This is a genomic window from Streptococcus mitis (assembly GCF_016658865.1).
In the GTDB taxonomy this organism is placed as follows: Bacteria; Bacillota; Bacilli; order Lactobacillales; family Streptococcaceae; genus Streptococcus; species Streptococcus mitis_BT.
Window position 1 is genome coordinate 1715219 of sequence record NZ_CP067992.1, and the last position, 26300, is coordinate 1741518.

A 26300-nucleotide genomic window follows, 5' to 3' on the forward strand; every position below is an offset into this window, starting at 1 on the left:
ACTAATGAATGCGCTTTTCAATGACGCTAGAGGTACTTGCTTGCTTCTTTGATACTAAATTAAGTCATTGCTCTGATATTATTTTATATAATTACTAAAACTCCTCATGCCCCACCAAGTGGTGCTGAAAGGCATAGACCGCTGCCTGGGTGCGATCGCTGACTTCAAGTTTGGCAAGAATGTTGGACACGTGAGTCTTGACCGTCTTGAGAGAGATGAAAAGTTCGTCTGCGATACGCTGATTTTCATAGCCCTTAGCGATGAGTTGGAGCACATCTCGCTCACGCGCAGTCAGGTCCTCATGTAGTTCTATGTGATTGCGGTGGTATTCGACTTTTTTGCTGACCTCTTGCTCAATGGCCAACTCCCCAGCAGCCGCCTTACGGACAGCATGGAGCAGTTCGTCGGCACTAGAAGTCTTAAGCATATAGCCACGAGCACCTGCATCTAAGACGGGCATGATTTTTTCATTGTCCAAATAAGAGCTCACAATCAAAATCTTGGCTTCAGGCCATTCTTTGAGGATAGCCAAGGTCGCATCAATTCCATTTATCTCAGGCATAACGATATCCATGACAATGACATCTGGACGCAGTTTCAAGGCCAAGTCAATACCTTGAGACCCGTTTGCCGCCTCGCCCACAACTTCTACATCGTCTTGGAGGTCAAAGTAACTTTTCAAGCCCAATCGGACCATTTCATGGTCATCTACTAGTAAAATTTTCATCTCTACTCCTTTATGATTCCTTACCTAACAAGGGAATACGGATATCAACTGCCAGTCCTTGCTTGGGAGCTGTTAATAACTGAACCGTCCCTGCCATATCTTCGACCCGCTCCTTGATATTACGAAGTCCATAACTCAAGTCGTCTAAGCTCCCCAACTGGAAACCAATCCCATTATCCACCACCTTCAGCTGCAATTCAACATCCGTCTGATAGAGATAGACATCCAAACAAGAGGCCTGGGCATGGCGGAGGGTATTGCTGATCAACTCCTGCAAGATGCGGAAGATATGCTCCTCGATTTTCTTGGGCAATTTCGTCACATTTTGCTTGAAACTAACCTTGAGATCGCTCTTGTCCTCAAGCTCTTTTAGGAGAATTTGAATCCCTTCAATCAAGCTCTTCTGTTCCAATTCAACTGGTCGCAAATGCAAGAGCAAGACCCGCAAATCCTTCTGGGCTGTTTCAAGGATGGCTGTAACACTCTGCAACTGGATCTGCATCTTTTCTCTATCCAATTTCAAAGCCTGCTGACTGACGCCTGACAAAATCATGTGGGCCGCAAACAACTCCTGACTGACTGTATCGTGCAAATCCCGAGCAATCCGCTTTCTTTCCTGCTCAATGATTTCCTCTTCCCGAGCAAGACTGTGATTTTCAGCCTTTTGAAGTGCTTCCGTCAAGAGGTTAAGTTTCCCTGACAAGGACTTGAAACTGGCATCCAAATCTGAATCGGAAACCTGAACCACTTCTTTCCCTGCTAATAAACGCTTGAGATTAGTCTGCATTTTTCTTAGAGAAAGCTCTTCAACACCTCGCCAAAACAGGACTAAGAGACAGGTCATGGACATGCTGAATACTAACAACAAAAAGACAAATTTTTCTGTTTTTTCGACATCATGTAAGAAAATAGTCCAGTCAAAGTCAAGGATTTCCAGCAAGCTGTGGGAGAAAAACAAGACAAATAATAAGGAGGTGAGAGCAATGATTACATAGGCTTGTTTTTTCATCCTCTGACCACCCCCACATCGCCAATCATAGTGGTCAAGAAAATCTTGACACTCTTGTTACTCTTGAGATAGTCTCTTGTTTCCTGATGATAGTGTTCATTGCGGAGGGCTCGCTTGGGCTGGTTGAAAAAAGTCAAATCCCCATAGAGACAGTTAACGCTGAGACTGACTTCCACATCTACAGGTACGATGATTTTGGTCGTGCCTACCATCTTTCTAAGGATAATGACATTGTCATGATTGGTTAGAATGACCCTCTCCAGATGAATGGTGTCCTTGCCCATGAGACGAAAGAGATTGATATCATCAAACTGGCAAGTCTGGTAGCTTGAAAAATGATGGAGATTGCCAAACCAACGATTTTTCTCCTTCTTAACCGTTACCACCTCTTCAAACACCAAATTGGTCTGCTCTTTTTCCTGGTTCATCATCGGATAAAGAAGAAAGAGGCTGTATATAACCGCAACAAAAATAGCTAAAATCACAAAAGGATTGAGCATGACGATGAAAAAGAAGAGAATGGTTGCCACCACCAAAAGAAGGTTATTGCCCTCTTTACCAGTGTAATAGCGAATCAAAAGCAAAAAGAGGAATAAAATCAGCAGAAAACGCGAAAAATGCTCTGATACCATCAAAATCAGAGCTCCTGTCAACAGACAGGCTTCGATAAATAAAAAGATTTTAAATTTTCTCATAGGTTCATCCTCTCTCTTCTATTTTATCACAATTCAAAAAAGTCACCTCAGTCTGAAGATGGAAAAAAGGCGGTGGTTACGCCTTTTTCATCTGTTCCTTTGCTTCTTTTAACTTTCCATAAAGAAGATAGTCTACTTTTTGCAGATCTGCTATGGTGGCACAATTAAGGGCACACATAATCAAACGCAGATCGTCTTTCCAGCCTTGGACAATGCCAATCACTTCTTCAACTGTGTAGGTTTCAACCAATTCTAGAACTGTTCGAGAGAGTCCTACAGCCTTAGCACCAAAGACCAAACACTTAATCATATCCAGCGGATTGCGAACACCTCCACTAACTAAGAGTTCAGCCTTGTCTTTCCAGTCTTGGGCATTGATAAGGGCCTGCATGGTAGATTGCCCCCATTGATTGAGGTAATCACGTTGCCCACTGCGGCGATTTTCAATATAGGCAAAACTGGTACCACCACGACCTGACAGGTCAAAGGTTCGAACGCCCAATTCATAGGCTCTCTCGATGGTCTTGGCATCCATTCCAAAGCCCACTTCCTTGAGGACAATAGGAACAGGGATTTGTTTGCTGTAGTCTGCTAGATGCGATTGCCAGCTTCTAAACTTCCTTTCTCCCTCGGGCATGAGTAATTCCTGCATGACATTGACGTGCACTTGTAAAAGTAAGGGATTCATCTCCGTCACAGTCTGCAAACCAAGTTCAACCGGCTTATCCAATCCAATATTGGTTCCAAGAAGGAGATTTGGATGATCATACTTGACAGAAAAAGAGTCATCTGCTGGATCTTTGAGGGCTGCGCTATAAGAGCCCGTCACAAACAAAATTTCACAGGCTTCCGCCACCTGAGCTAGTTTTTGATTGATTTCTCTTCCCTTATCGCTTCCACCCGTCATAGCATTGATATAAAAAGGAAAGTCCCACTTTCGACCAGCAAATTCTGTCGACAGATCGATTTCATCTAGATCGTAAAGAGGCAAGGAAGAATGAATCAACTCCACCTCATCAAAGCTATTATAGGAACTTTTCTGCTCAAGGGCATAGCGGATGTGCTCATCCTTACGATTTGTCGTCATGTCCTATCCTTTCTTGGTATAAGAGCTCAATCCCCAGATCGGCCCAACGATTTTTTAGGGTTTCAGTTGATTGCTCATCAAAACTCAAGGCAATACCACAATCACCACCACCAGCGCCACTACTCTTGGCAACAGCCTGCAAATCTTGACTGGCTTCTTTCAACTGTCTAAGCGAAGGCGTGTAAATATCTACGCTCAAGCCTTCTAAAAGTTGACTGGCCACTTCTACTTGCTCGATAATTTTTTCAACTTTCCCCTGCTCCAAGGCTTCTACCAAAGCAGTCACCGTTGCTTTTGAGGAAGTTAAAAAATTCTGATTGATGTTTTGCTTGATTTGCTGGACCATGTTACTAGATACGGCTACTTCCTTAGTCCATCCCACTAGGAAATCACATTCTAGGGCAGGTTGTACGTGTGAAATTGAAAAACCCCAATCATGCTCCAAAACTGTCGCCAAGTTTTCTTCTTCTAACCAAGTTGCCACCTTTTGACGATCAAATGACCGGTAGAGAACCAAATCCTCTGCCACAATACAGGCAAGATCGCCCATGGAACCATTGTCTCCTCGCTTGAGCAAGACAGCACTAGCCAGCTTAAATAAGAGATCTTGATTAACCGAAAGATCATATAGAGCAAGCAGAGCCTTGATAACCAAGACAACGACACTACCGCTAGAACCCAGACCAAACTTTTTGCCTTCTCGTTCCATTTTTCCACGGATTTCTAGAGAAAAAGGTCTTAAAGTTTGACCTCGATAAGTCAGGAAATCTTCCACTAAAGCAATTGTTTCTTGAATCAAGCTGTAGGCAGGATTTGGCGTCAAATCAACTGCGAAATCAAACAGATCCGAATAGATACGATAACTATCAGAAAAGGCAATCTCAGCCCTTATATAGATGGGAATGGCCTTTATCAAGGCTAACTGCCCTGGCTCTAAAATAGCATATTCACCTGCCCAATAGAGTTTTCCGCAAGTTTTAACAGCAATCATCTTGGCTCAAATCCTTTGTTTTTGACACAATCAAGCGGTAACGTTGACCGAAAATTTCTGATAAATGCTCCAAGTCTTTCTCTTGACAGAGGACCTTAACATTGGGACCAGCATCCATAGTAAAGTAGCAGGCTTCTCCTTGCTTGCGAAGTTGACGGACAAAGTCCATGGCTTCATAAGATGCATCCGTCAGATAAGAAAAGGCTGGCGATGCTGTTTTGGTCGTAGCGTGCATAGCAAGAGCATTTTTCTCCGTTAAATCCCCAACCTTGGCAAAATCATTCTCTTTGAGATAAACCAGCATATCCTGATAATCCTTCTCAGACTGACGCACCCAGTCGTCAAAAGTCGTCGAAGTTTCCACACAGAGTTTCATCCCGTCACGGCTAGAAATTGGTTTTTTCTTGTCCTCTAGCACCAACATGATCATAGCTAGTTTCAAGTCTGTCTCTACAGGGTAAATCTCTCCACTATCCTTGTCCCAGGCACCTAATGGTCCATAAAAACTCCGAGAGGAAGATCCTGAGGCAAACTTCGCTTCCTGCGCTAACTGACTTCTATCCAATCCAAGCTTGAAATAAGCATTGCAAGCCTTGACCAAGGCAGACAAACCACTAGAACTTGATGACAAGCCTGCTGCGGTAGGCATATTATTTTGAGTGTCAATACGAACAAAGCCCTCACCATCTGGACGGTAGCGGTCAATAATCTTACTCATCTTAGCATGCTCTGCCTCATTTTGTAGCTGACCATTGATATAAAAGGCATCAGCTGTCGCATCCGTCGGTAGAGATGACAAAGTCGTCTCCGTATACATATTCTCCAAAGTCAGAGAGATACTACTAGTAGCAGGCACCATCTCTTTCTCTTTTTTCTTTCCCCAATATTTGATAATAGCAATATTTGCGTAGGAACGTACTGTTACAGGCTCTCTATCCATGTCTGAACAGCTCCTTTCTCTTCTAATCTTTCTGCTAGTTCTTGAGCTTGTGTCAAATCGGCTGCCAAGGCTATGATACAGCCTCCTAGCCCACCACCGCTCATCTTGGAACCCAGAGCACCATGGCTAAGAGCCGTTTCAACCAAAGAATCTGACTCAGGACTACTAACCCCAATTTCTTTTAAATGTAAATGCGCTTGACTGAGGATTTGTCCCAGTCCTTCAGCATCTTTTCGTGAAATCGCATCTTCTGCCTGCTGGGTTAATTCTCCCAAGGCATGCAAAAACGGCAGGGCATCCTTGCCCTTACTTTGAACCACTTGGATAGCTTCACGAGTGTGACCATAAACGCCCGTATCAGCAATTATCAAATAGGTAGATAGATTCATCTCAAGCTCTGTAAATCCTACGTTCTTGATAAAGCGAATAGGTTGGTCACTTAAACAGGTCTTAGCATCCAAACCACTAGGATTCATATGGGCAATCATCTCAGCCCGATTGACCAAGATTTCCAATACATCATGAGGCAGGTCGGCCTGATAGTAGTCAAAAACCGCACGAATAGCCGCTATGCTGATAGCAGCTGACGAACCCATTCCCCGTTTTTCAGGGATAGCCGAATCAATCTCACAGCGAATGCAGGCTTCTTTGATATCCAAATACTCCAGCGAGGCATAAACCGCCATGGACAAGGTATCCTCCTCATAGAGACGCCAAGGACTCGCTGCAGGAACTACCTTACAAGTCACCTCCACCTCCAAAAGGGGCAAGGAAATAGCAGGATAACCGTAAACGACCGCATGCTCCCCTATTAAAATAATCTTACTATGTGCCTGACCGACACCAACTTTTTTTGTCATTTTTTCCTTTTGCTAGACGAAAAAGCCGTCTCATACTCAATGAAAATCAAAAAGCAAACTAGGAAGCTAGCCGCAGGCTGTACTTGAGTACGGTAAGGCGACGCTGACGTGGTTTGAATTTGATTTTCGAAGAGTATTATTTTTTCCTACAAGTATTTATTCTCTCCTATCTATTTTATTATATTTTCACAAAAAAAGCGATTGTTTCCTTCACAATCGCCTCTTTCATTATTGAACCCATTCGCCATTATAGTTGACGTAGTAGCCATCTACGGTCGTATTCACTGCCAAAGCACCTGAGCTATAAGCATAGTACCATTTGCCATTGACCTGGAACCAGCCTATCTTCATATCTCCATTACTTGCATTTAGGTAGTACCAAGTTGAACCATCTTGATACCAACCAGTTGCCATAGCTCCTGATGAACGGAGATAGTACCACTTGTTACCAAGGTATTGCCAGCCCGTTTTCATATCACCATTTGACTGGTCTAAATAATACCAAGTTGAGCCTTCCTGATACCAGCCAGTTGCCATTGCACCTGATGAACGAAGGTAGTACCACTTGTTACCAAGGTTTTGCCATCCAGTTTGCATAATGCCAGTTTCTGGGTCTAGGTAATACCACGGAGCAGGTTTGCTTCTATCAATGCCAAAAGTAACATGGAAATCTTGAGTCCAACCCTTAGCAACTTCACCAATTGGTAGTGGATTGTAAGAATCATCGCCAGAAATTCCTAGCTTATTTAAATAATACCAATTGCCGTCTTCATAAGTCCAACCTGTCTTTACAGCATAATTATTATCAAAATAATAAGTTCTCTTTTCAGCAGATGGAGCATATTGTTCACCGTATACTTTTCCTGTATTTTCAGACGTTTTTGCCTCTAGTACTTGTTTATCTGTTTGTTCTAGCAAAGCACCATCTTGTCCAAAATAGTACCACTTCTCCTGAAGGCCAATTTCTAAGACTGGACGATTATTAAATAAATTATCACGATAACCTGTTCCATGAATTTCTACGTATTGCCAACCGACAACCATTTCTCCTTTATCACCAAAATAGTAAGTTTTACCGCCTATTTTATGCCAATAGATTGCTTTATGATCATCTTTTACATAATATTTTCTATTATCCTTATCAACAAATTGGCCACCTGTGGTATCCGCAAATACAGTATTTGTAGCTAGCAAACCAAAGAAAAATGCTGTTAATCCAACTTGCATCATTTTTTTCAAAATTTTCATCTATATACCCTCCAACATTAAATCCACTCACCAGATGAAGCAAAGTTATAAACTTTACCATCGATAGTTTGGCTACCTGTAACCATTGCGCCAGAGGAATTGAGATAATACCAGTTTCCATTTACTTTTGTCCAACCTGTCTTCATATCTCCATTACTTGCATTTAGGTAGTACCAAGTTGAACCATCTTTCACCCAACCAGTTGCCATGGCTCCTGATGAACGAAGGTAGTACCACTTGTTACCAAGATATTGCCAGCCTGTTTTCATATCGCCATTTTCAGCATCTAAATAGTACCAAGTTGAGCCTTCCTGATACCAGCCAGTTGCCATGGCTCCTGATGAACGAAGGTAGTACCACTTGTTGCCAAGTTGTTTCCAACCAGTTTGCATTGTAGCAGTTGTTGGATCTAGATAGTACCAAGTTGAGTTATCATTGGTCCAGCCACGCACTAGTTCCCCAACCGTCAAACTGTCGATACGAGCATCGAAGCCACCATCCTTCTGTAAATAATACCAGTTTTTCTCATCATGAACCCAACCAGTTTTTAAAGTATGATAACTACGTTGATCTTCAAAATAATAGACTCGTTTCTCTGCTGGACTATCATATTGTTCTCCATGATGTTTATTGGTATTTGTAGCAGTTTTTACCTCTAAAACTTGCTTGCCAACAAATTCTTGAAGAACCCCATCTTTACCAAAGTAGTACCATTCTGGCATTGGGGATCCTTCTAATCTTATACCATTAGGGTAAGGACCAATTGTACTACCTTTAGATGGAAACGGAATATATTGCCAGCCGACCACCATCTCTCCAGATAAAGGATCAAAATAATAGGTCTTCCCATCAATCACTCGCCAGTAGGTTTCTTTGAGTTCCCCCTTCTTGTAGTAGGTTCTACCATTTTCTTGGACAAATTGCCAACCTTCTGAATCAGCATCATCCGCCAATACTGCACTTGTTGCTAGCAAACCGAAGAAAAAGACTGCTAATGCAATTTGCATCAATTTTTTTATTGTTTTCATTAGACGTATCCTCCATAACTGATTATAGCAAAGCCCCAACTGTATGTCAATATATAGAGAACCCCCTCAAAAAAAGCAGTTACATAACTGCAACTGCTTTCTATTCTTGCATGGTGTAACCGACACCACGCACGGTTTTAATGTAGCTTTTTTGACCTTTTACATCAAGCTTGCTACGTAGATAACGGATATAGACATCCACGATATTGGTTTCGGTCGCACTTTCATACTTCCAGACACTTTCCAACAACTGTTCACGAGTCAGAACTTTCTTGCTTCCCATAAGAGTAGCCAAGAGGTCATACTCACGACGAGTCAGAGCAATCATCTCCTCGCCACGATAAACGGTATGATGTTCTACATCCATACGCAGATTGCGATAAGACGTTGGAACCTTCATCTGACTACAATGTTGGTCGATAAAGTCCCGACCTCGGAAAATCGCTGAAATACGAGCCACCAAATTATCAATAATAACTGGCTTATAGATGTACGAAACGGCAAAGCGTTGGATTGTCTCAATCTGATCTTGCAATTCTTCACGATGGTCCAAGACCATGATGACTGAGGCTGGCTTAGTCCGACTCAGTTTGTCTGCAAAATCCTGGGCTGTCATATCCCCCAGATGAGCATTCAATAAAATCAAGTCATAGTCTGTCTGAAGAGCCATGGAGAGGGCTTTTTGCCCCTCCTCAACCTGATCAACTCGGTATTGCTCTTTTTGGAGTTCCAAACTTAAAAAATGAGCTAGATTTCGTTCTTTCTCAAGTAATAAAATCCGTTTCCCCATGGCAGACCTACTTATTTTTCGTCATACCAAGAGTAGTGGAATGTTCCTTCTTTGTCTTTACGTTGGTAAGTGTGGGCACCAAAGTAGTCACGTTGCGCTTGGATCAAGTTAGCTGGAAGGTCAGCTGAACGGTAGCTATCAAAGTAAGTAATAGCTGCTGAGAAAGTTGGCACTGGTACACCAGCTTGAACAGCAAGAGCTACGATATCACGCACTGCTTGTTGATACTTAGCAGTAACATCCAAGAAGTACTCATCCAAAAGAAGGTTAGCAAGGTCTGCATCACGGTTGTAAGCATCTGTAATCTTTTGCAAGAAACGAGAACGGATGATACAGCCATCGCGCCAGATAGATGCGATATCTGCAAATGGCAAGTTCCAGTTGTTTTCTTTAGAAGCTACACGCAATTGCGCAAAACCTTGTGCGTATGAAATGATTTTTGAGAAGTAAAGGGCTTGACGGATTTTTTCAATCAACTCAGCCTTGTCTCCTTCAAATTTGAAGGCAGCTGGTTTTGGAAGAACCTTGCTAGCATGTACACGTTCTTCTTTGTAAGTTGAAATGTAACGTGCAAATACTGACTCAGTGATGAGTGACAATGGTACACCAAGGTCAAGAGATGATTGGCTAGTCCATTTACCAGTTCCCTTGTTACCTGCGGCATCAAGAATGTAGTCTACGATTGGTCCATCTTGACCTTCATCGTCTTTACGGCTCAAGATATCAGCTGTGATTTCGATCAAGTAGCTGTCCAATTCACCCTTGTTCCACTCAGTAAAGATTTCAGCCATGTCTTCTGCAGAAAGACCTAGCAAGTGTTGCATCAAGTCATAGCTTTCTGCGATCAATTGCATGTCACCATACTCGATACCGTTGTGAACCATTTTTACATAGTGACCAGCTCCATCAGGACCGATGTAAGTCACACATGGTTTGCCATCTTCTGGTGCTTTAGCTGAGATTTCTTCAAGAACATCTGCAACCAATTCGTAGGCCTCTTTTTGTCCACCAGGCATGATAGAAGGACCTTCAAGGGCACCTTTTTCACCACCAGAAACCCCAGTACCGATAAAGTTGATACCTGAGTTTGCCAATTCTTCATTACGACGGATTGTATCTTTGTAGAAAGTATTTCCGCCGTCAATCAAGATATCACCCTTGTCAAGGTGAGGAAGAAGGGCTTGAATTGTCGCATCTGTACCAGGTCCAGCTTGAACCATGAGCATAATACGACGAGGTTTTTCGATTGAGTTTACAAAACTTTCAACGTCATAGCTTGGTACAAAGTTCTTTTCAGGATGGCAAGCAATTACATCTTCAGTTTTTTCTTTACTACGGTTGTAAATAGCAACTGTGTAACCACGTGATTCAATATTAAGGGCAAGGTTACGACCCATTACGGCCATACCTACGACACCAAAGTTAGCTTTTGTCATTTGACACTCCTCTTGTTTAATTTGTTTTATTTTATCATTTTTACTTTTGAAAAGAAAGAATTTTGTAACGACTACTTAGTAGTCCAAAGCATCCGCATGTCCAGAACCATTTCCAACAAAGTATCCTGTCTTACAGTTAAGGGTAAAGAGATAGGTTCCATCTGGCTTGTAGAGGTTGTAATAACCATTGCCATTAACGATATTGACACGTTCAAGGATGTATTGGTTACCAGTGATATAACCACGTGAACGTGAAGTCGCTAGGATTTTTTCCAAGACACCATCCGCGAAATCCCATGCAGAATTATTGCTATCATCAACAGCTGATTGATTGAACGGCACACGACTCGAAGCTCTCTGGAGGTCAACTCCAGAACTTGATAAACCGCCATGGCTATCATCACGTGCAGAAACTGAATTGTTTGATGAGACGCTTGAAGATGGACTTGTGTTGTCTGTAGCCCTCTCTGTTGATGAACTTGAACTTTCTTGACTTGAGCTTGAACTTGAAGGAGCTGTTTGTTGACTCTTACCTAGACTGATAGCCTTATCTAGCACTTTATCAATCTCCGTATTTCCAGTTTTAATATCTGTAAATTTAGCATCTGATTTAGCTTTAGCGTTAGTGTCCAAAACTCCATCTACAATAGCTGGCTTATCAAATTGAGCATTGACATCTTGAATGGCCTTGATTTGAGTTACTAGACTATCATACTTAGATTTTGCAAGCGTATATTCACGACTACCTTCTAGCTTATCAAGCAAGGTTTTAAGTTGACCCAGTTTATCAAACTGGCTATTCTTCAAAGCCGTTTTGTTGCTATCTGTATAGAAGGCATCATATAAATTATTGAATTCTTCCACATCTGACTGCGTGTTTGTAGTTGATTGAGAAGTCTGGATTTCCTTGGTAGAACGATCCACTTGACGATAAACATAATAACCAGTTCCAAGGATAAGAACCACTAAGGCTGCTAGAATACCATAAAGTACCCATTTCTTCTTACTATTTCCATCTTCACTATCTGTCACTCGATAAAGTGTTGGAATATCTTCAGTCTCAAATTCTTCTACAAGAGGTGCTTCTGAAACTCGTGTTAATTCTAAATCATCAAACTGACTCAACTCATCTTCTGGAGCTGGAGAATCTACTCCTGTTCCCTCACGAAGCTCTTGAAGTAAATTATCTAGAGTCTGAGTCTCCTCTATCTCTTCTACCTCTTCTTTTTCAACTAAATCATCCTTGCTAAACTGACGCGTTTCAAACTTATCTGCCTCAATTTCATCTTTATGTTGTTTCACATACTTGTCCAAGATAGAATCTCCAGGCAATACACCTGCTTCCACCTCTTCATTTTTTAGCATGACTTCTCCAACCGTTAGCTCTTTGGCATCATCAAAATCAAATTGCGCTTCTTGATGTTCTGTTATATGACGATCATGTCTTTTCTTACTCATGAGTTTTCCTTCCTACTTTACTTCCTGACGCTTAACACGCTGACCGAAATATTGATACAAATCAACTTTTAAAGTTCCATTGTACAACTTGCGCTTCTTGTCCGCCTGACTGCCGTACTTGGTCTCAAAGGCTTCATCACTAGTTAGGATAAATTTGCTCCACGTTTTCAGCGGTGCAAATACTTGCCCCATCTCAGCATAGAGTTTGGTAACTCCTGCATCATCTGACAAGCGTTCCCCATAAGGTGGGTTAGAGATGATCACTCCATTGATTTTATCGGAACGCAAATCCTGCACGCGCATCTGCTTAAAGGTAATATCTCCTGCAACCCCTGCTACTTGAGCATTGGCCTTAGCAATTTCCACCATACGTGCATCGATATCGCAGCCCATGATATCTAGCTCAAGCTCACGATCTACTTTTTTAGTCGCCTCTGTGCGCACTTCTTGGATCAAGCGATCGCTAATCCAGTTCCATTCCTCAAAGGCAAAGGAGCGACGAAGACCAGGCGCCATCTTTCTAGCAATCATAACTGCCTCGATACAGAAAGTCCCCGAACCACAGGTCGGATCAATCAAGGGCTTGTCTGGATACCAGTTAGAGAGTTGCAAAATAGCTGCTGCCATGTTTTCCTTAATAGGAGCACCACCTTTTTCAGTACGATAGCCACGTTTAAAGAGGCTAGACCCGGTCGTATCAATCATGACAGTTGCGACATCTTTCAGAATAGAAACCTCAATCTTAAACTCTGGGCCATTCTCCATCAGAGGAACACCTTCTGGGCGGGCGTAGTGTTTTTGCAACTTCTTAACAACGGCCTTCTTTGAAATAGCCTGTACACTGGGTTCATTGTGTAGCTTAGATTTAACGCATTTGGCTTTTGAAATCGGGAATCGAGCTCCAAGTGGTAAATAATTTTCCCAATCTAGAGCGAAAACTCCTTGAAAGAGCTCCTCAAAAGTCTTAGCTGGGAACGTTCCTACGATAATCTTGATACGATCTGCTGCCCGAAGCCAGAGGTTGGTTTCGATAATGGCTCTCACGTCTCCTTGAAAACGAACACGTCCATTTTCAACCTGACAATCGTAGCCCAACTCTCGTACTTCACGACCAACGACAGCCTCAAGACCCGCTGCAGCAGTAGCGATTAAATTAAATTCTTTTTTCATTTTCAGTCTTATAAGACCTTTCTATATGTCCACTTTAAAAAATGAGGTTGAGAAAGTTTTCTCAGCCCCAACCTATATGCAATTTTCTATAAGCCATGTTTTGTTCCAGAAGTGACTAGGACCACTTCCTTCGATAATCATCTGTCTACCGCTAACAGCCTACAGCTGAAAGTAGTCAGAGTACTACGTTCGTTTCCGTGTACTCCATGCCCCGACCAAAATTTGGGTTGCTAGCTTGAGGGGTTTACCGCGTTCCACTCTCTCTGTTTCCAGAGAGACTCCGTCACTGTGGCACTTTCAAGCCTACTCTGGCCTATCCGAGGACTTAGCCATTTCAACTGCCGTAACGATTTCTCGTCCCTAGGCTTATGGTTTCGCCTAGCACAAACACTACAGGCATCACAGCCTGTGCTAGCATGGACTTTCCTCATGAAAAGAAATTCTCCTCACGCGATTATCCAAAAATTGCACTTTTCAAATAAGCTCTTATAAATCAGAGTTATCCAAAATTTGTTTCCCAAATACTTCTTTCTCAAGACGATTTAGTCGTTTCAAAATATCAAAATTCGTCATAGAAGTTGTAGCCGTCATTTCAAGTGGTTCTGCTTGAACCGGTGCAGATTCAGGTTTGCGAGACAATTCTTCCTTCAACTCTGCAATTTCTTGACGGAGAGACTTGACTAAGGCAGCATAAGTTTCGTAGTCCTTGATGACATCGTCCAAAAATTCATCAACTTCAACCTTACTATATCCACGGACTTCACGTCCAAACTCTTGCTCAAAAATATCTTTTGCTGAAAAAATAATACTTGCCATCTCTCTCTCCATTCTCGGTTTCTAATAGTATTATTATATAAAAAAAGGCAAACAAAAATCAAGGTCAAAGGCTTACTTTTCAGAAAAATTTTCTGCTAGCTCATTTAGGTCTTCAAACGTTAGCCTTTTTATGCGATACCCTTCCTGATTTTTCATCAAGGTATCCATAAATTTTAATTTGGTCTCATTTTCTGGATCATAGAAAAAATAAGCTAAATCAGTATTTTCCAGTAAAAATCGTTGGTAGTCTCGTAGTTGCCCCATATGTTCATATTTAGGATAGGCATATTTGACAAAATCTACCTGCTTAAATTGGCTAAGTTTAAGCTGATTCGCTTCATTCCAATTTTCCCCGTGTGTTTCAAAATCAAAAATGGTCGCTAGGTTGAAATCATATTCTTCTTTCATTTCATTTGCGACATCAAGTACCCAAGATTCAAATCCCAAGTTCCCTGTAAAGACCAGCCAGTTAATCCCTTCTTCTGCCAAACTTTCTAAATCACGGCGAATGGCTTTCTTTATAATTTTTAACCTGATATCTTTTTCGTTAAAGACACCCAAGTCAAAATTAGAATATCCCATAATTAAAGCTATAGTCATTTTTACACCTTTCTTTCTATTTTTATGGTATAATAGAGTGATGTCATTGTACCAATAAGGAGAAATATGGTCAACTATCCTCATAAAATTTCATCAAAAAAAAACAAAACATCCATTTCTCAACCAAATAATTTCGCAAATCGAGGAATGACTTTTGAAAAGATGATTAACGCTACAAACGACTACTATCTGACGCATGGTATGGCAGTTATCCATAAAAAACCCACGCCTGTTCAAATTGTCCGAGTAGACTATCCTCAACGTAGTAGAGCCAAAATTGTAGAAGCCTATTTTAGACAAGCTTCCACAACAGATTACTCTGGCGTGTATAGAGGACATTACATTGACTTTGAAGCCAAGGAAACACGACAAAAGAATGCTATTCCAATGAAGAACTTCCATCTTCACCAGATTCAACATATGGAACAAGTTCTAGAACAGCAGGGTATTTGCTTCGTACTGCTTCATTTTTCTTCTAAACAGGAAACTTATTTGTTGCCGGCATTTGATTTGATTCGCTTTTATCATCAAGATAAGGGGCAAAAATCTATGCCACTTGGATATATTCAAGAATATGGATATTTAGTAAAGCAAGGGGCTTTCCCTCAAATTCCCTATCTCGACATTATCAAAGAACATTTACTAGGTGGTAAAACAAGATGAACAAACAAACTATTCTGCGATTCTTAAAGTATATCGGAATTACGTTCCTTACATTATTTATCGCATTATTTCTATTAGGTGGAGGTGTCTTCCTCTACTTTGTTAGCAAGGCTCCAACCTTATCTGAAAGTAAATTAGTTGCGACGACCTCTAGCAAGATTTATGACAATAAGAACGAACTGATCGCTGACCTTGGATCTGAACGTCGAGTAAATACTCAAGCAAATGAAATCCCTACTGATTTGGTCAAGGCCATCGTGTCTATCGAAGACCACCGTTTCTTTGATCATAGAGGTGTTGACACCATTCGTATCATGGGTGCGGCATTGAGAAACCTCCAAGGCGGAGGAGGCCTCCAGGGAGCCTCAACCTTGACTCAACAATTGATCAAATTAACTTATTTTTCTACTTCAACTGCCGATCAAACTTTGTCACGTAAAGCTCAAGAAGCTTGGCTAGCCGTTCAACTAGAGCAAAAAGCAACCAAGCAAGAAATCCTGACCTACTACATCAACAAAGTCTACATGTCTAACGGTAACTATGGAATGCAAACTGCAGCCCAAAATTACTATGGAAAAGACTTGAAGGATTTAAGCTTACCACAGTTAGCACTCCTAGCCGGAATGCCTCAAGCACCAAACCAATATGATCCTTATTCTCATCCAGAAGCTGCTCTAGAGCGTCGGAACTTGGTACTTTCAGAAATGAAGGGACAGAAATACATCAGTGCAGAAGAGTATGAAAAAGCTATTAATACCCCTGTTACCGATGGTCTACAAAGCCTGAAATCCGGTAACAGCTATCCTGCATACATGGACAATTACCTTAAAGAAGTAATCGACCAAGTTGAACAAGAAACTGGTTACAACCTTCTTACTACAGGTATGGATGTCTATACAAATGTGGACAAAGATGTCCAACAACGACTCTGGGATGTTTATAACACCGACCAATATGTCACTTATCCTGATGATGACATGCAAGTAGCTTCGACTATTGTAGATGTATCTAATGGTAACGTTATTGCACAACTTGGTGCTCGTCATCAAGCAAGTAATGTTTCATTCGGCACCAATCAGGCTGTGGAGACCAATCGTGACTGGGGATCAACAATGAAACCCATCACTGATTATGCTCCTGCTTTGGAATTCGATATCTATGACTCAACTGCTACCATTGTACGCGATATCCCGTATAATTATCCTGGAACAAATACCCCTGTCTACAACTGGGATAGAGGATACTTCGGTAATATCACCCTGCAATATGCACTACAGCAATCTCGCAATGTTCCTGCTGTAGAAACACTCAACAAAGTTGGATTAAATCGTGCAAAAACCTTCTTAAATGGTTTAGGAATTGACTATCCAGATATGCATTATTCTAACGCCATATCAAGTAACACAACTGAATCTAATAAGCAATACGGCGCAAGTAGCGAAAAAATGGCTGTTGCTTATGCTGCATTTGCCAATGGTGGTATCTATCACAAACCGATGTACATTAATAAAGTTGTCTTTAGTGATGGTAGCGAAAAAGAATTTTCTGACCCTGGTACCCGAGCTATGAAAGAGACCACTGCTTACATGATGACAGAAATGATGAAAACAGTCTTGACCTCTGGAACTGGTTTTAACGCCTATATTTCATGGCTTCCTCAAGCCGGTAAGACAGGTACCTCTAACTATTCAGATGAAGAAATCGAAAATCATATTAAATCAAGTCAACTTGTTGCACCGGATGAAATGTTTGTCGGCTATACTCGTAAATATTCGATGGCCGTATGGACAGGTTACTCAAATCGTCTTACTCCAGTCATCGGCAGTGGGTTCACAGTTGCTTCTGCGGTCTATCGTTCAATGATGACTTACCTATCAGAAGATGACCCCCCAGGAGATTGGACTATGCCTGAGGGCTTATATAGGAGTGGAGAATATGTCTTTAAGAATGGAGCTCGTCCTACATGGACTGCTCCTGCTACTCAACAAAGTTCTACACCTGCTCCTGCAAACCAGACTCCAGAGACTTCAACCTCTCAGTCAAGTGTAACGACACCAAACACAAATCCAAATCCAAATTCAAATTCAAATACAGCTACTCCCAATGCTGGAACCAATGAGAATACGGCGACACAACAACCAAGTACCAATCAAGGGCAGCCTAACCAAAATCCTCAACCAGCGCAACAATAAATTACTAACCACCCAAAAATTGGGTGGTTTTTCAATCTGTTCTTTGTCCAATCAATAATTAGATAATAAAAACCTGAGAAGGTCAATTGTACTTCTCAGGTTTTTTGTTCTATACACCTACTGGTTTAGAATACTGTTAAGAGAGAGTTTAATTGTCATACACAACTAATCTTTTTTACTTTTTGCTACAAAGATAGCAGATAAGGCTAGTCCAACGCTTGCCAAGAAAATAGCTGTTTCTGACTGTTTTTCACCAGTCTCTGGCAATCTCTTGTCTTCCTTAGCAACTTGAACTGGTGCTTCTGGAGTCTGAGATTTTTCTAACGAACTTAGCTTAAATTCTGGTTTTTCTACTGTCGGAGCTGGTTGGTCACCTACGGTTGATAATGGGCCTGTGTAGGCTGGTAGCTCATGTTTCAAGGCCATAACTGAGTTAACTCCACCCTTGAACTCTGGTTTCTCTACTGTCGGAGCTGGTTGGTCACCTACGGTTGACAATGGACCTGTGTACTCTGGTAGTTCGTGTTTCAAGGCCATAACTGAGTTGACTCCACCCTTGAACTCTGGTTTCTCTACTGTTGGAGCGGCTTGGTCGCCTACTGTTGCTACTGGGCCTGTGTACTCTGGTAGTTCATGTTTCAAAGCCATAACTGAGTTGACTCCACCCTGAAACTCTGGTTTCTCTACTGTCGGTGCAGCTTGGTCACCTACGGTTGATAATGGACCTGTGTAGGCTGGTAGCTCATGTACCAAAGCTTCAACTGCATTTACACCACCTGTAAATTCAGGTACCTCAAGCACTGGTGCTGGTTCTTCACCCTTGCTTGATTGAACAGGTTCTTCTGTCAATTCTTGATAGAAGCTCGCCAATTCATAAAACTCAGCCTTGCCACCTTCCCAGACCAGTTTAACATCTAGAAGAGAACCACCATTTCGGATAGCAAAGGTTTGGAGACTAGATGTAATGGCACCAAGATCTGTCCAACTTTCTTGTCCATCCTTAAGTGTTCTCGCTTGAACTCGTGCTTTCGCTCCTTCAGGAAGGCTTGAAACGAGACGAAGATGGTTAGCATTGGTTGGTTCAGACAAGTGATAAATCATTTCTCCCTTATCTTGTTCTGCTTTGTAGCTAGTCAAAACTTTTCCATCTACGAGATTAGTATAGAAGTTACCTCGGCTTTCGCCACCGTTTCCTTCTACAGTTGGATCATTGATTGGTTTGACAAATTCGCCATCATTGATCACCAATTCTGTAAATCCTACAAAACGAGCATCATAGTCAGCTGTATAGAGGACACGAAGATAGTTTGCTTTGACTGGTGTCGTCAATTCACCCTCGATGTAACGATTTCCTGGCATCTTAGAATCATGTGTCCAACCATCTGTCAATGAATCATCGTGTGTACTATTGGCTACACCATCTCCCACTGTCACAACATCCGTCCAAGTTTTACCGTCTTGGCTGACTTGAATTTTACCATCACGAAGATAGTTTTGAGTTCCGTCTTGGATGTAGGCTCTGATCTTCTTAACAGTGCGTTCGCTACCAAGTTTCAAGGTTACATGGCCATCTTTATGGGCATAGTCTGAAAACTCAACGAAGTTGTTGTACACACCATCAAACAATTGATCGAGGTTATTAATCTTACGAACATCATTACTTCCGTATGTTGGATGAATGCCCATAGTTGTTGATTCTAGTGTTGTTGGTTGGACTTCTTTGGTAGTTACTAGAAGAGAAGTAGATGGAACAGCCTGCTCTTGATCTGTCTTATTAACAAGACGAACATAACGTACCAAGTGGGTTGCGACAGTTCTGTCTGTCAACTGGCTAGCTGGTGTCCATTCTTGAGCATTTGCAGAATACTCTAGACTGAGTGCTGGATTTGTTTGACCTTGGAGCTGGATGCTTTTGACTTGATGGATACGGTCAAGTTTCATTCCTAGATAGCTATTTGCAGGAAGTTTAGTTCCAGCTGGAATTTGAAGTTCATAACGACCAAGGCTATCAAATACTGGCGTTTCTTTCAAAGCATCCACGTTGGTGTCTGTTAAGTCGCTATTTCCAGAGCGTGTCTCAACAGAGAAGTCCTGAATACGCCACCAAAGGTCACTTGCCTTAGTATTGCGTACTCGGATGTATCGAGCATTGATAGCTCTAGTCACTTCCTTAGTTTGTTCTCCTGATAGGCGATCTAACTCTTGCCATGCAGATCCATCTGTAGAGTACTCAAGTACACCTGCGGCAAGTTTATCACCAGTTCCTTGACGAAGACGAACTTTAGTGACTGACTTGACTTCACCTAGGTCAAGTTGTGCCCAGGCATCTACTGGAGTCGTATTGCTGCCGTCAGCATTTGCCATCATAGCTTCTGTATTATCTTTACCATCAGTAATTTGACTTGCTGATGTTCTCAATTTATAAACTAGATTTGAGCTGAGGCTAATTGTAGCAGTTTGTTGTTTACGAGCGTTCTCTACTGGACGATTTACTGCAATCTCGCGAACTGCAAACCAGGTGTCATCACGATCTTCTGTAGCAATCATACGTACTGCTTTAGCTTTGATGTTAAGATTTTCAAACTGAACAAGTGACTCATTACCAACATAAGTTGGTTCTTTCAAACTTACCCAATTATCTTTTTCATCTTGATACTGCACTTCAGCCTTACTAAAGGTATCACGTGGATTTGCCTGAGTTCCCATAGCAAAGGTCAAGGTTTGGATATCTACCGGTTTGTTGAATTTCATGCCGATATAATCACCTGTCTTGATACTATTTGGTGATTTAATCAAGGCATGAGTTGCCAAGTCACCATCCGTTACTTCTGCCAAACCACCTTCTACACCTGTTCGATTGGTAATAAAGGTGCTGATGATTTGATCTGGATGCAAGACTTTTTGAACTTCAGACGCTAGAACTTCTTTCAAGGATAGGATAAATGGACGGATATGTTGAACCCCCAATTCAGCCTTTTCAAGATGGTCTACATAATGGAAGGTATGAGTTTGAGACTGTTCGTACAATTTCAAACCTTTATAGTAGCTGTCCCAAAGTTTGGCTGCATCATTTGTAGCCATAGCCTCTGTGCCTGTTAGGAAGGCATCAAGGGCATTCATTTGGTCAATTGCATTATCCAACCAATAGTGGATCTGTGCAACCATTTTTTTATCACCTGATGCTTTATAAAGTTCAGCTGCTTCTTTAATCTTGGCAAATTCTGCACGCAAGGCTACACGCTCTGCAGTTACATCTTGACCCGCTTTGAGCTTAGTCATGAAGTCTGTCAATTTTGGAGCTAATTCAACTGATTCTTCTAGTTTAACGACACGACCATCCATGTTTTGGTTGATCATATGCTTACCAAGTTCGCGGAAGGCTGCTGATACCTTGCTATCTCCAAAATGACCATTTTCAACAAAGTTGAAGGCAATGTCATTGAGTTTCTTAGCTTCTTCTTCTGATTTCCACTGTTTCCATGTATATTGAGCTCCAGCAAAGAGGGCTATCTTAGATGGTTCAGACTGTTGCATTGGGTTCAACATGATACCGGATAGCAAGCTTGGATCCACATTTGGATGAAGGAATTTCTCACCACCACCTAGAATCAAGTGTTGTTTAGAGTTATCTGTAACTGGCCAGTTCACCCAAAGTGATACTGGACGATAAGTTTTACCACCTGCAGTTAGATTGTTCTTGAGAGTTGATAAGAAGCCTTCAGAAACTTCACCCCAAATCTTACCACCCGTCAAAGTCATAGAGGTTGAACTTGGGAGATTTTCATTTAGAGATTTCAACTCTGCTTCACGCCCATTACCCCAATACTGACCTGGAACAAAGATCATTTCTTTGCGAAGACCGCTATAAGTTCCTTGCATTTCTGTCAACCAGTTGGTCATATCCTGCATCAAGCGGTTGTAGCTATTGTAGCCTCCAACTGGGCTTGATGCATCATCGGCTAGAATACCAAATTCACGGACACCCACTTTCATCAACTGGGTAAATTTAGCCTTGATGGTTGCCAAGTCTTCTTGGTAATGCGCTTCATTACCAAATCGGATACGGTTGTTCATGAATGGATGGATGGTCCAAACATAGCGAGTTTTACTTTGATTTCCGACGCGAGCAAGTTCACGAATTTCAGCTAGTTTTTCTTCTGGGTAAAGTTCACGCCATTTCTTGTTGTGGTATGGATCATCTTTCGGTGCGAAGAAGTATTGGGTCAATTTCAAATCGCCACCAAAACGCATGAGTTCAGCACGATCTGCATTAGACCATGGATTTCCATAGTAACCTTCGATGAAACCACGATTCTTGATTTCAGCGTAATCTTCCACTGTCACATTGCGAAGAACTGGAACTTTACTTTCTTTGAGCATGTGTTTCAAGGTTGTCAAACCATAGAAGACCGCATCTGTGTCTTTTCCGACGATGGAAATCGAATTATCCTTGATGGTCAGAGCATAAGCATCAATTTTGTCAAAGAGACCTGCTGAAACGTTAGATAAGTTTTGTTCTGCTTGTGTTCCTCGTCCATGTACTCCAAGATAGATATTAGTTGCGCCAGCAACTGCTGATTGACTAGTAGTGTAGGATACTTGATTGTCCTGCAAGACACTCTTCAAGCGATTACGAGTATAAATATCGAGTTGATCTCCCATTACCAGATTGACTTGCTTACGAAGAGCTGTGACTCCTTCTCCATAAGTCACTTTTTGTGGAGTTGGGAAAACCTTGTACTCTTTCTTGAGATAATCTGTGCTCTTGCTGGCAGCCGCAATGCTATCTTCGCTAGCTGGTTTGCTTGCAGTGAATTGATCCGCTAGTTCAACTGTTCCATCACCTGTTTGCTCGACTTTTGGAGTTTCAGGTGTAGATGGTTGTTCTGGTTCTGGTGTTTCTTGTCCCTCTTTGATAGGTTTCAATAGATGAACTTCAGCTGCACTTGCAAAGCCCCCAACACCTGATAGAACTTTCAACTCAATCTTGTTGGTATGAACCGCCGCAAAGTTAACTGTTTTTTCTTGAGCGTTGTTGTCCCAGTTTCCTTCTGAAACCTTGACCATTTGGCCATCTTTTTGTGCGTAGATTTCGTAGCGAGTAACGACTCCATTTCCACCACCTGGACGTGGAAGATAAGTCAAACCATTGACTTTTTCTACTTCTTTCAAGGTCATGGAAAGAGTGTACGGAGCAGTATCACCAGTCCATTTAGTATGCCAGAATGTGTTTGGATCATTGTCAAAGGCTTTTTCAACAGCGCCTTCAGTCGCTGTTCCTGGTGTTTCTTGACTAGTTGCAGAAATTGTGAAATGATCTGTTGGAATCAAACGAGGATTTACAAATGGTTTATCTGACAACTCTGCACTATGTAAAATTCCTTTGAACCCACCGATGCTTTCAAGCGGTAGAACCAAGCTATTGTGAGCAAAACGAGGGTGAGCTGGATTCGCGATACGTTCAATCTTCTCACCATCCACATAGAATTCCGTTGATTGTGGTTTGGTCACGATAGAGATTTGATAACGTTTATTCTTTTCGAGTTTTTTCTTGAACTGGATATGGAACTGTTCAAATTGATAAGCAAGATAGCCGTCTTTATCAGCTAGATAGATACGGTTGTCTCCACTTGTTGAGAAGGTTTGTTCACCGTCTCCAGTGACAGTTACATCAAACTTCAAGACATGACCTGGACCAACATCACCAGCTAATCCTTCGATACTGCTATCTTTCTCAAAAGCCAATCCTTGCTCGCTTGTCTTCACCTTCTTACTTGCATAACTTTTCACTGTTTCAGGATTGATGGTAAACAAATCACTTTGATCAATCTCTTTTTCAGGATTTGACTGTGGCGCATAAGGGCTCGTTGGTAGGGTACGTTCTGCAAAGGTCGCAGCCGAACGGTCAGATCCCCAAGTGCGTTCTGCAGTTGTTTGCATGCTCTTAAAGAAGCGTTTAAAGATATCATAAGATGTCAAACCTGTCTCATGAAGATCAATATTGTCATTCCAAACTGCGTGGCCCCCACCAATTACATTTGGATTTGATGCTTCTAGAAGTGGACCATGACCTGTTCGGAAATCATTTGGTGTCCACCTATTGTATTGTGTTTCATAGTTAGCATAGTCACCGTAAGCTGTTTGACGATTATCTCCATTCGGAACACTATATGTTGGGATATCTGTTATGTTGATAATCTTAGCTCCCTGAGCAATAGCTTCTTTTGGTTGCTGCCAGCCAATACTCCAGATATCAACTTCTACATCTTTCCAATCAACCGCTGTTTTACCTCGTTTCGCACTGAGCGACCCCCAAATACGAGGTGTATAGCCTTTCCCTTTAATGTATTTAATAAGGTCATTGACATAACGACGATAGCTTTCTCTGCTTCCGTAGTATTCATCCGTTCCGATATGAACAGTAGACACCCCATGAAGTGGTGCATCTGGACCATCAAGAAGTTTGTCATAAACTGATTTGACAAAAGCCAGCGTTTCATCGTATTTATTATCTAGATCGAGCATGGCTACTCGCTCTACATTATGTTTACCTCTGTAATCGCTCAGGCTACCTTGATACATGAGGTCTGGACGAACTTTGACAAATGACAGAGCATGACCTGGTGTGTCAATTTCAGGTACTAGATTGATATGCAAGGCCTTAGCAAGTTTAATCAGATTTTGCATCTCTTCTTTAGTATAGTGCTCATCTGATGTTAATTTTTGACCATTCTTACCGACAATATCTGTCTCTACACGGAAACCTGTCTTAGCATGTTCTAGAACGTACTTAAGCTCTTCTTCTTGTGTTAGGTTCTTACCTGCTAAGTGCTCTTTTAGGAAGATATAGTTATCGTTGAGGTGCAACTGCAAGTCGTTCATCTTGTAGTAAGCCATGTTGAGCATGATGTCTACAAGGGTGTCATAAGGAATAAATTTACGACCTGTATCTAGCATAAAGCCACGGTGACTGAAGCTTGGGAAATCACGGATTTCTCCATTTTGGAGATTGCTTTCCCCCATTTGAAGAAGAGTACGAGTAGCATAGAAGGCACCTGTGTTTGTGGCAGCTTCAATGGTAATGACACCATCTTGAATAGTGATGCCATAACCTTCCTTACCATACCCCTTATTTTCAACTTTTTTAAATTCAATTCGTTTTTGAGCCTGCTTGTCACCTGTCGCAAGTTCCAATCCACGGCTTGCAAGGTCTGACTGGTAGAAAGTTGCTGCTTGTTCAAAGCCTGAATCACCTGTCGCAAGAACTGTATCTGAAGTGATAGAAGATTGACCTTCTTTTCCATACCATTGTTGAACAGCTGGTGCTACTTTTGGTTTGATACCCACACCTTCGTCCTGATGTAGCCCCTTGATGACTACTTCAAATTCTTTAGTAAAGGTATGTGAATCTTTAATTTGCTCTACCATAACCTTAACGCGTTGATCAGTCAAAGGTTTATAAATATGATTTTGAAGATCAATCACACCTTGTTTATTGCTACCGATAAGACTAACTTTGCCTGGTAGAGTTGGCAAGACAAGTGACTGGCCATCTTTAGCAACAGTCAATTCTGTAACCTGACGGATATCCGTTACCTTACTTGTATCAGGAATATTCGAATAAGCTCGAATTTCTTGAATACCAACGTTTCTCCAGCCCATTGTGCCCGCTTGATAGTCATTGATTTCTAACTTGAGATATTTAGCTTGAATACTATTGGCTAAGTCAACTTTCTCATCTAAAACAGGTTCTCCAGTCTTGGTATGAGCTAGCTTCCATTGTTTTTCTCCACTAGCATTTACATCATCTTGACCTGCATAGTAGAGACTCCAAGATTTGATATTTGGATCATTTTGACCATTGCGAACACGGCGATCCCAATCAATTTCCACATGTCTAATAAGTGTAGTCTTGGGAAGAGTTAATTCGAAAGTTGGTTTGTCAATATTTTGATTTGTTGACCAACGAGTATCAGGATTACCGTCCACTGCCTTGTCAGCAGTATAAGGAGTACCAGTTTCTGAGTCGTTTACTTGAACAGTTACACCTTCTAAGTGGTTACGATCTTCTCTATCTTCAATTTGCTTTTCAACTGGTTTGATTGTAGGTGTAGCTGGTTCTACAGGTTTAGAATCTGCTTTTGGTGTTTCAACCGGCTTCAGAGTCTCAGCTGGTTTGGGAGCTGTTGGAGTTGTTGCCGGGCTTGTTTCTTCAGTTGCTGCAGGACTTGTTCCTGCAGTATTTTCATGATTTTCTTCATGACCTGCATCTGCCGTTGCCTCTGATTCAGCTTTCTTTAAAACAGCTGCTAAATCATCTGGCAACTTGTCTAAAGGCTGAGCTTGTGTGATTGTTCCTTCTTTCTCAGGTGTTCCAACTGTCTCTGCAGCTTGCACTACATTTGCACCAAAGATACTAGCACCTATCAATACAGAGGCTGCACCAATTGCAAATTTTCGAATACTATAGTGACAGCGTCTTTCAAAAAAATGTCTATCCATCTTTCTCCTATTCCTTTCTCCCACTTATTACAGTAAGCGGTCTCATTTCCCATTTGAAAATGGAGAGAACCTAGAGGTTCTCTCCAAC

At 41.7% G+C, this 26300-nt stretch carries 18 protein-coding genes and 1 other RNA gene; 2 read left to right on the forward strand and 17 right to left on the reverse strand.

Translation table 11 applies throughout. The features are described 5' to 3' along the window. Window positions 1-94 precede the first annotated feature (94 nt). From JJN14_RS08495 to JJN14_RS08570, 16 genes are all read right to left on the reverse strand, one after another. Window positions 95-727: a response regulator transcription factor gene (locus JJN14_RS08495; protein WP_049509719.1), complete on the reverse strand. Its 633-nt coding sequence runs from the start codon at window positions 725-727 to the stop codon at window positions 95-97. 10 nt (window positions 728-737) lie between these two features. After that, the gene (locus JJN14_RS08500) at window positions 738-1736 is read right to left on the reverse strand and encodes a sensor histidine kinase (RefSeq protein WP_201058418.1); all 999 of its coding nucleotides are present in this window, start codon (window positions 1734-1736) and stop codon (window positions 738-740) included. Beyond that, entirely contained in the window at window positions 1733-2431 is a 699-nt protein-coding gene (liaF, locus tag JJN14_RS08505) for a cell wall-active antibiotics response protein LiaF (RefSeq protein WP_070528777.1), read from the reverse strand. Before liaF ends, JJN14_RS08500 begins: the two co-directional genes overlap by 4 nt. A gap of 76 nt (window positions 2432-2507) precedes the next feature. Beyond that, complete coding sequence (gene fni / locus JJN14_RS08510; RefSeq protein WP_201058419.1) at window positions 2508-3518, reverse strand: type 2 isopentenyl-diphosphate Delta-isomerase; 1011 nt, start codon at window positions 3516-3518, stop codon at window positions 2508-2510. Then, on the reverse strand, window positions 3502-4509 hold the full coding sequence (locus JJN14_RS08515) for a phosphomevalonate kinase (protein ID WP_201058420.1): 1008 nt from the start codon (window positions 4507-4509) through the stop codon (window positions 3502-3504). Before JJN14_RS08515 ends, fni begins: the two co-directional genes overlap by 17 nt. Further along, complete coding sequence (mvaD, locus tag JJN14_RS08520) at window positions 4496-5449, reverse strand: diphosphomevalonate decarboxylase (RefSeq protein ID WP_201058421.1); 954 nt, start codon at window positions 5447-5449, stop codon at window positions 4496-4498. The genes JJN14_RS08515 and mvaD overlap by 14 nt, the downstream gene beginning before the upstream one ends. Then, window positions 5431-6309: a mevalonate kinase gene (gene mvk / locus JJN14_RS08525; protein WP_201058422.1), complete on the reverse strand. Its 879-nt coding sequence runs from the start codon at window positions 6307-6309 to the stop codon at window positions 5431-5433. The genes mvaD and mvk overlap by 19 nt, the downstream gene beginning before the upstream one ends. Before the next feature lie 228 nt (window positions 6310-6537). Next, entirely contained in the window at window positions 6538-7557 is a 1020-nt protein-coding gene (gene cbpC / locus JJN14_RS08530; protein WP_201058423.1) for a choline-binding protein CbpC, read from the reverse strand. Between the two features lie 17 nt (window positions 7558-7574). After that, window positions 7575-8585 carry an N-acetylmuramoyl-L-alanine amidase family protein gene (locus tag JJN14_RS08535; RefSeq protein ID WP_201058424.1) on the reverse strand — a complete coding sequence of 337 codons (1011 nt, stop codon included), beginning with the start codon at window positions 8583-8585 and terminating at the stop codon, window positions 7575-7577. A gap of 100 nt (window positions 8586-8685) precedes the next feature. Further along, window positions 8686-9375 (reverse strand): response regulator transcription factor, encoded by a 690-nt coding sequence (locus tag JJN14_RS08540; RefSeq protein ID WP_050283620.1) that lies wholly within the window; start codon window positions 9373-9375, stop codon window positions 8686-8688. Window positions 9376-9386: 11 nt separating this feature from the next. Further along, a complete protein-coding gene (gndA, locus tag JJN14_RS08545; protein WP_000158778.1) occupies window positions 9387-10811 on the reverse strand; it encodes an NADP-dependent phosphogluconate dehydrogenase in 1425 nt (474 codons plus the stop codon). 75 nt (window positions 10812-10886) lie between these two features. After that, on the reverse strand, window positions 10887-12269 hold the full coding sequence (gene mapZ, locus JJN14_RS08550; RefSeq protein ID WP_201058425.1) for a cell division site-positioning protein MapZ: 1383 nt from the start codon (window positions 12267-12269) through the stop codon (window positions 10887-10889). A gap of 12 nt (window positions 12270-12281) precedes the next feature. Continuing rightward, window positions 12282-13439, reverse strand: coding sequence for a THUMP domain-containing class I SAM-dependent RNA methyltransferase (locus tag JJN14_RS08555; RefSeq protein WP_201058426.1), 1158 nt, complete (start codon window positions 13437-13439; stop codon window positions 12282-12284). Window positions 13440-13523: 84 nt separating this feature from the next. Continuing rightward, window positions 13524-13905: RNase P RNA component class B (gene rnpB, locus JJN14_RS08560), an RNA gene on the reverse strand. A 20-nt stretch (window positions 13906-13925) separates the two neighbouring features. Beyond that, a complete protein-coding gene (gene gpsB, locus JJN14_RS08565) occupies window positions 13926-14255 on the reverse strand; it encodes a cell division regulator GpsB (protein WP_000146534.1) in 330 nt (109 codons plus the stop codon). A gap of 72 nt (window positions 14256-14327) precedes the next feature. Then, window positions 14328-14855 (reverse strand): DUF1273 domain-containing protein, encoded by a 528-nt coding sequence (locus JJN14_RS08570; RefSeq protein WP_201058427.1) that lies wholly within the window; start codon window positions 14853-14855, stop codon window positions 14328-14330. A gap of 66 nt (window positions 14856-14921) precedes the next feature. Here JJN14_RS08570 and recU point away from each other — a divergent pair, with 66 nt between their 5' ends. Continuing rightward, entirely contained in the window at window positions 14922-15518 is a 597-nt protein-coding gene (gene recU, locus JJN14_RS08575) for a Holliday junction resolvase RecU (protein WP_004263564.1), read from the forward strand. Next, window positions 15515-17710, forward strand: a complete 2196-nt coding sequence (pbp1a, locus tag JJN14_RS08580) for a penicillin-binding protein PBP1A (protein WP_201058428.1) — start codon at window positions 15515-15517, stop codon at window positions 17708-17710. The genes recU and pbp1a overlap by 4 nt, the downstream gene beginning before the upstream one ends. Window positions 17711-17875: 165 nt before the next feature. Here the strand turns inward: pbp1a and JJN14_RS08585 are convergent, their stop codons facing one another. Continuing rightward, window positions 17876-26212: an SIALI-17 repeat-containing surface protein gene (locus JJN14_RS08585; protein WP_201058429.1), complete on the reverse strand. Its 8337-nt coding sequence runs from the start codon at window positions 26210-26212 to the stop codon at window positions 17876-17878. Between the last annotated feature and the right edge of the window lie 88 nt (window positions 26213-26300).

Excerpts from the sequence above, each read along its gene's own strand:
- JJN14_RS08495 (WP_049509719.1), bottom strand. The coding sequence starts at position 727 with ATGAAAATTTTACTAGTAGATGACCATGAAATGGTCCGATTGGGCTTG.
- JJN14_RS08500 (WP_201058418.1), bottom strand. The coding sequence starts at position 1,736 with ATGAAAAAACAAGCCTATGTAATCATTGCTCTCACCTCCTTATTATTT.
- liaF (WP_070528777.1), bottom strand. The coding sequence starts at position 2,431 with ATGAGAAAATTTAAAATCTTTTTATTTATCGAAGCCTGTCTGTTGACA.
- fni (WP_201058419.1), bottom strand. The coding sequence starts at position 3,518 with ATGACGACAAATCGTAAGGATGAGCACATCCGCTATGCCCTTGAGCAG.
- JJN14_RS08515 (WP_201058420.1), bottom strand. The coding sequence starts at position 4,509 with ATGATTGCTGTTAAAACTTGCGGAAAACTCTATTGGGCAGGTGAATAT.
- mvaD (WP_201058421.1), bottom strand. The coding sequence starts at position 5,449 with ATGGATAGAGAGCCTGTAACAGTACGTTCCTACGCAAATATTGCTATT.
- mvk (WP_201058422.1), bottom strand. The coding sequence starts at position 6,309 with ATGACAAAAAAAGTTGGTGTCGGTCAGGCACATAGTAAGATTATTTTA.
- cbpC (WP_201058423.1), bottom strand. The coding sequence starts at position 7,557 with ATGAAAATTTTGAAAAAAATGATGCAAGTTGGATTAACAGCATTTTTC.
- JJN14_RS08535 (WP_201058424.1), bottom strand. The coding sequence starts at position 8,585 with ATGAAAACAATAAAAAAATTGATGCAAATTGCATTAGCAGTCTTTTTC.
- JJN14_RS08540 (WP_050283620.1), bottom strand. The coding sequence starts at position 9,375 with ATGGGGAAACGGATTTTATTACTTGAGAAAGAACGAAATCTAGCTCAT.
- gndA (WP_000158778.1), bottom strand. The coding sequence starts at position 10,811 with ATGACAAAAGCTAACTTTGGTGTCGTAGGTATGGCCGTAATGGGTCGT.
- mapZ (WP_201058425.1), bottom strand. The coding sequence starts at position 12,269 with ATGAGTAAGAAAAGACATGATCGTCATATAACAGAACATCAAGAAGCG.
- JJN14_RS08555 (WP_201058426.1), bottom strand. The coding sequence starts at position 13,439 with ATGAAAAAAGAATTTAATTTAATCGCTACTGCTGCAGCGGGTCTTGAG.
- gpsB (WP_000146534.1), bottom strand. The coding sequence starts at position 14,255 with ATGGCAAGTATTATTTTTTCAGCAAAAGATATTTTTGAGCAAGAGTTT.
- JJN14_RS08570 (WP_201058427.1), bottom strand. The coding sequence starts at position 14,855 with ATGACTATAGCTTTAATTATGGGATATTCTAATTTTGACTTGGGTGTC.
- recU (WP_004263564.1), top strand. The coding sequence starts at position 14,922 with ATGGTCAACTATCCTCATAAAATTTCATCAAAAAAAAACAAAACATCC.
- pbp1a (WP_201058428.1), top strand. The coding sequence starts at position 15,515 with ATGAACAAACAAACTATTCTGCGATTCTTAAAGTATATCGGAATTACG.
- JJN14_RS08585 (WP_201058429.1), bottom strand. The coding sequence starts at position 26,212 with ATGGATAGACATTTTTTTGAAAGACGCTGTCACTATAGTATTCGAAAA.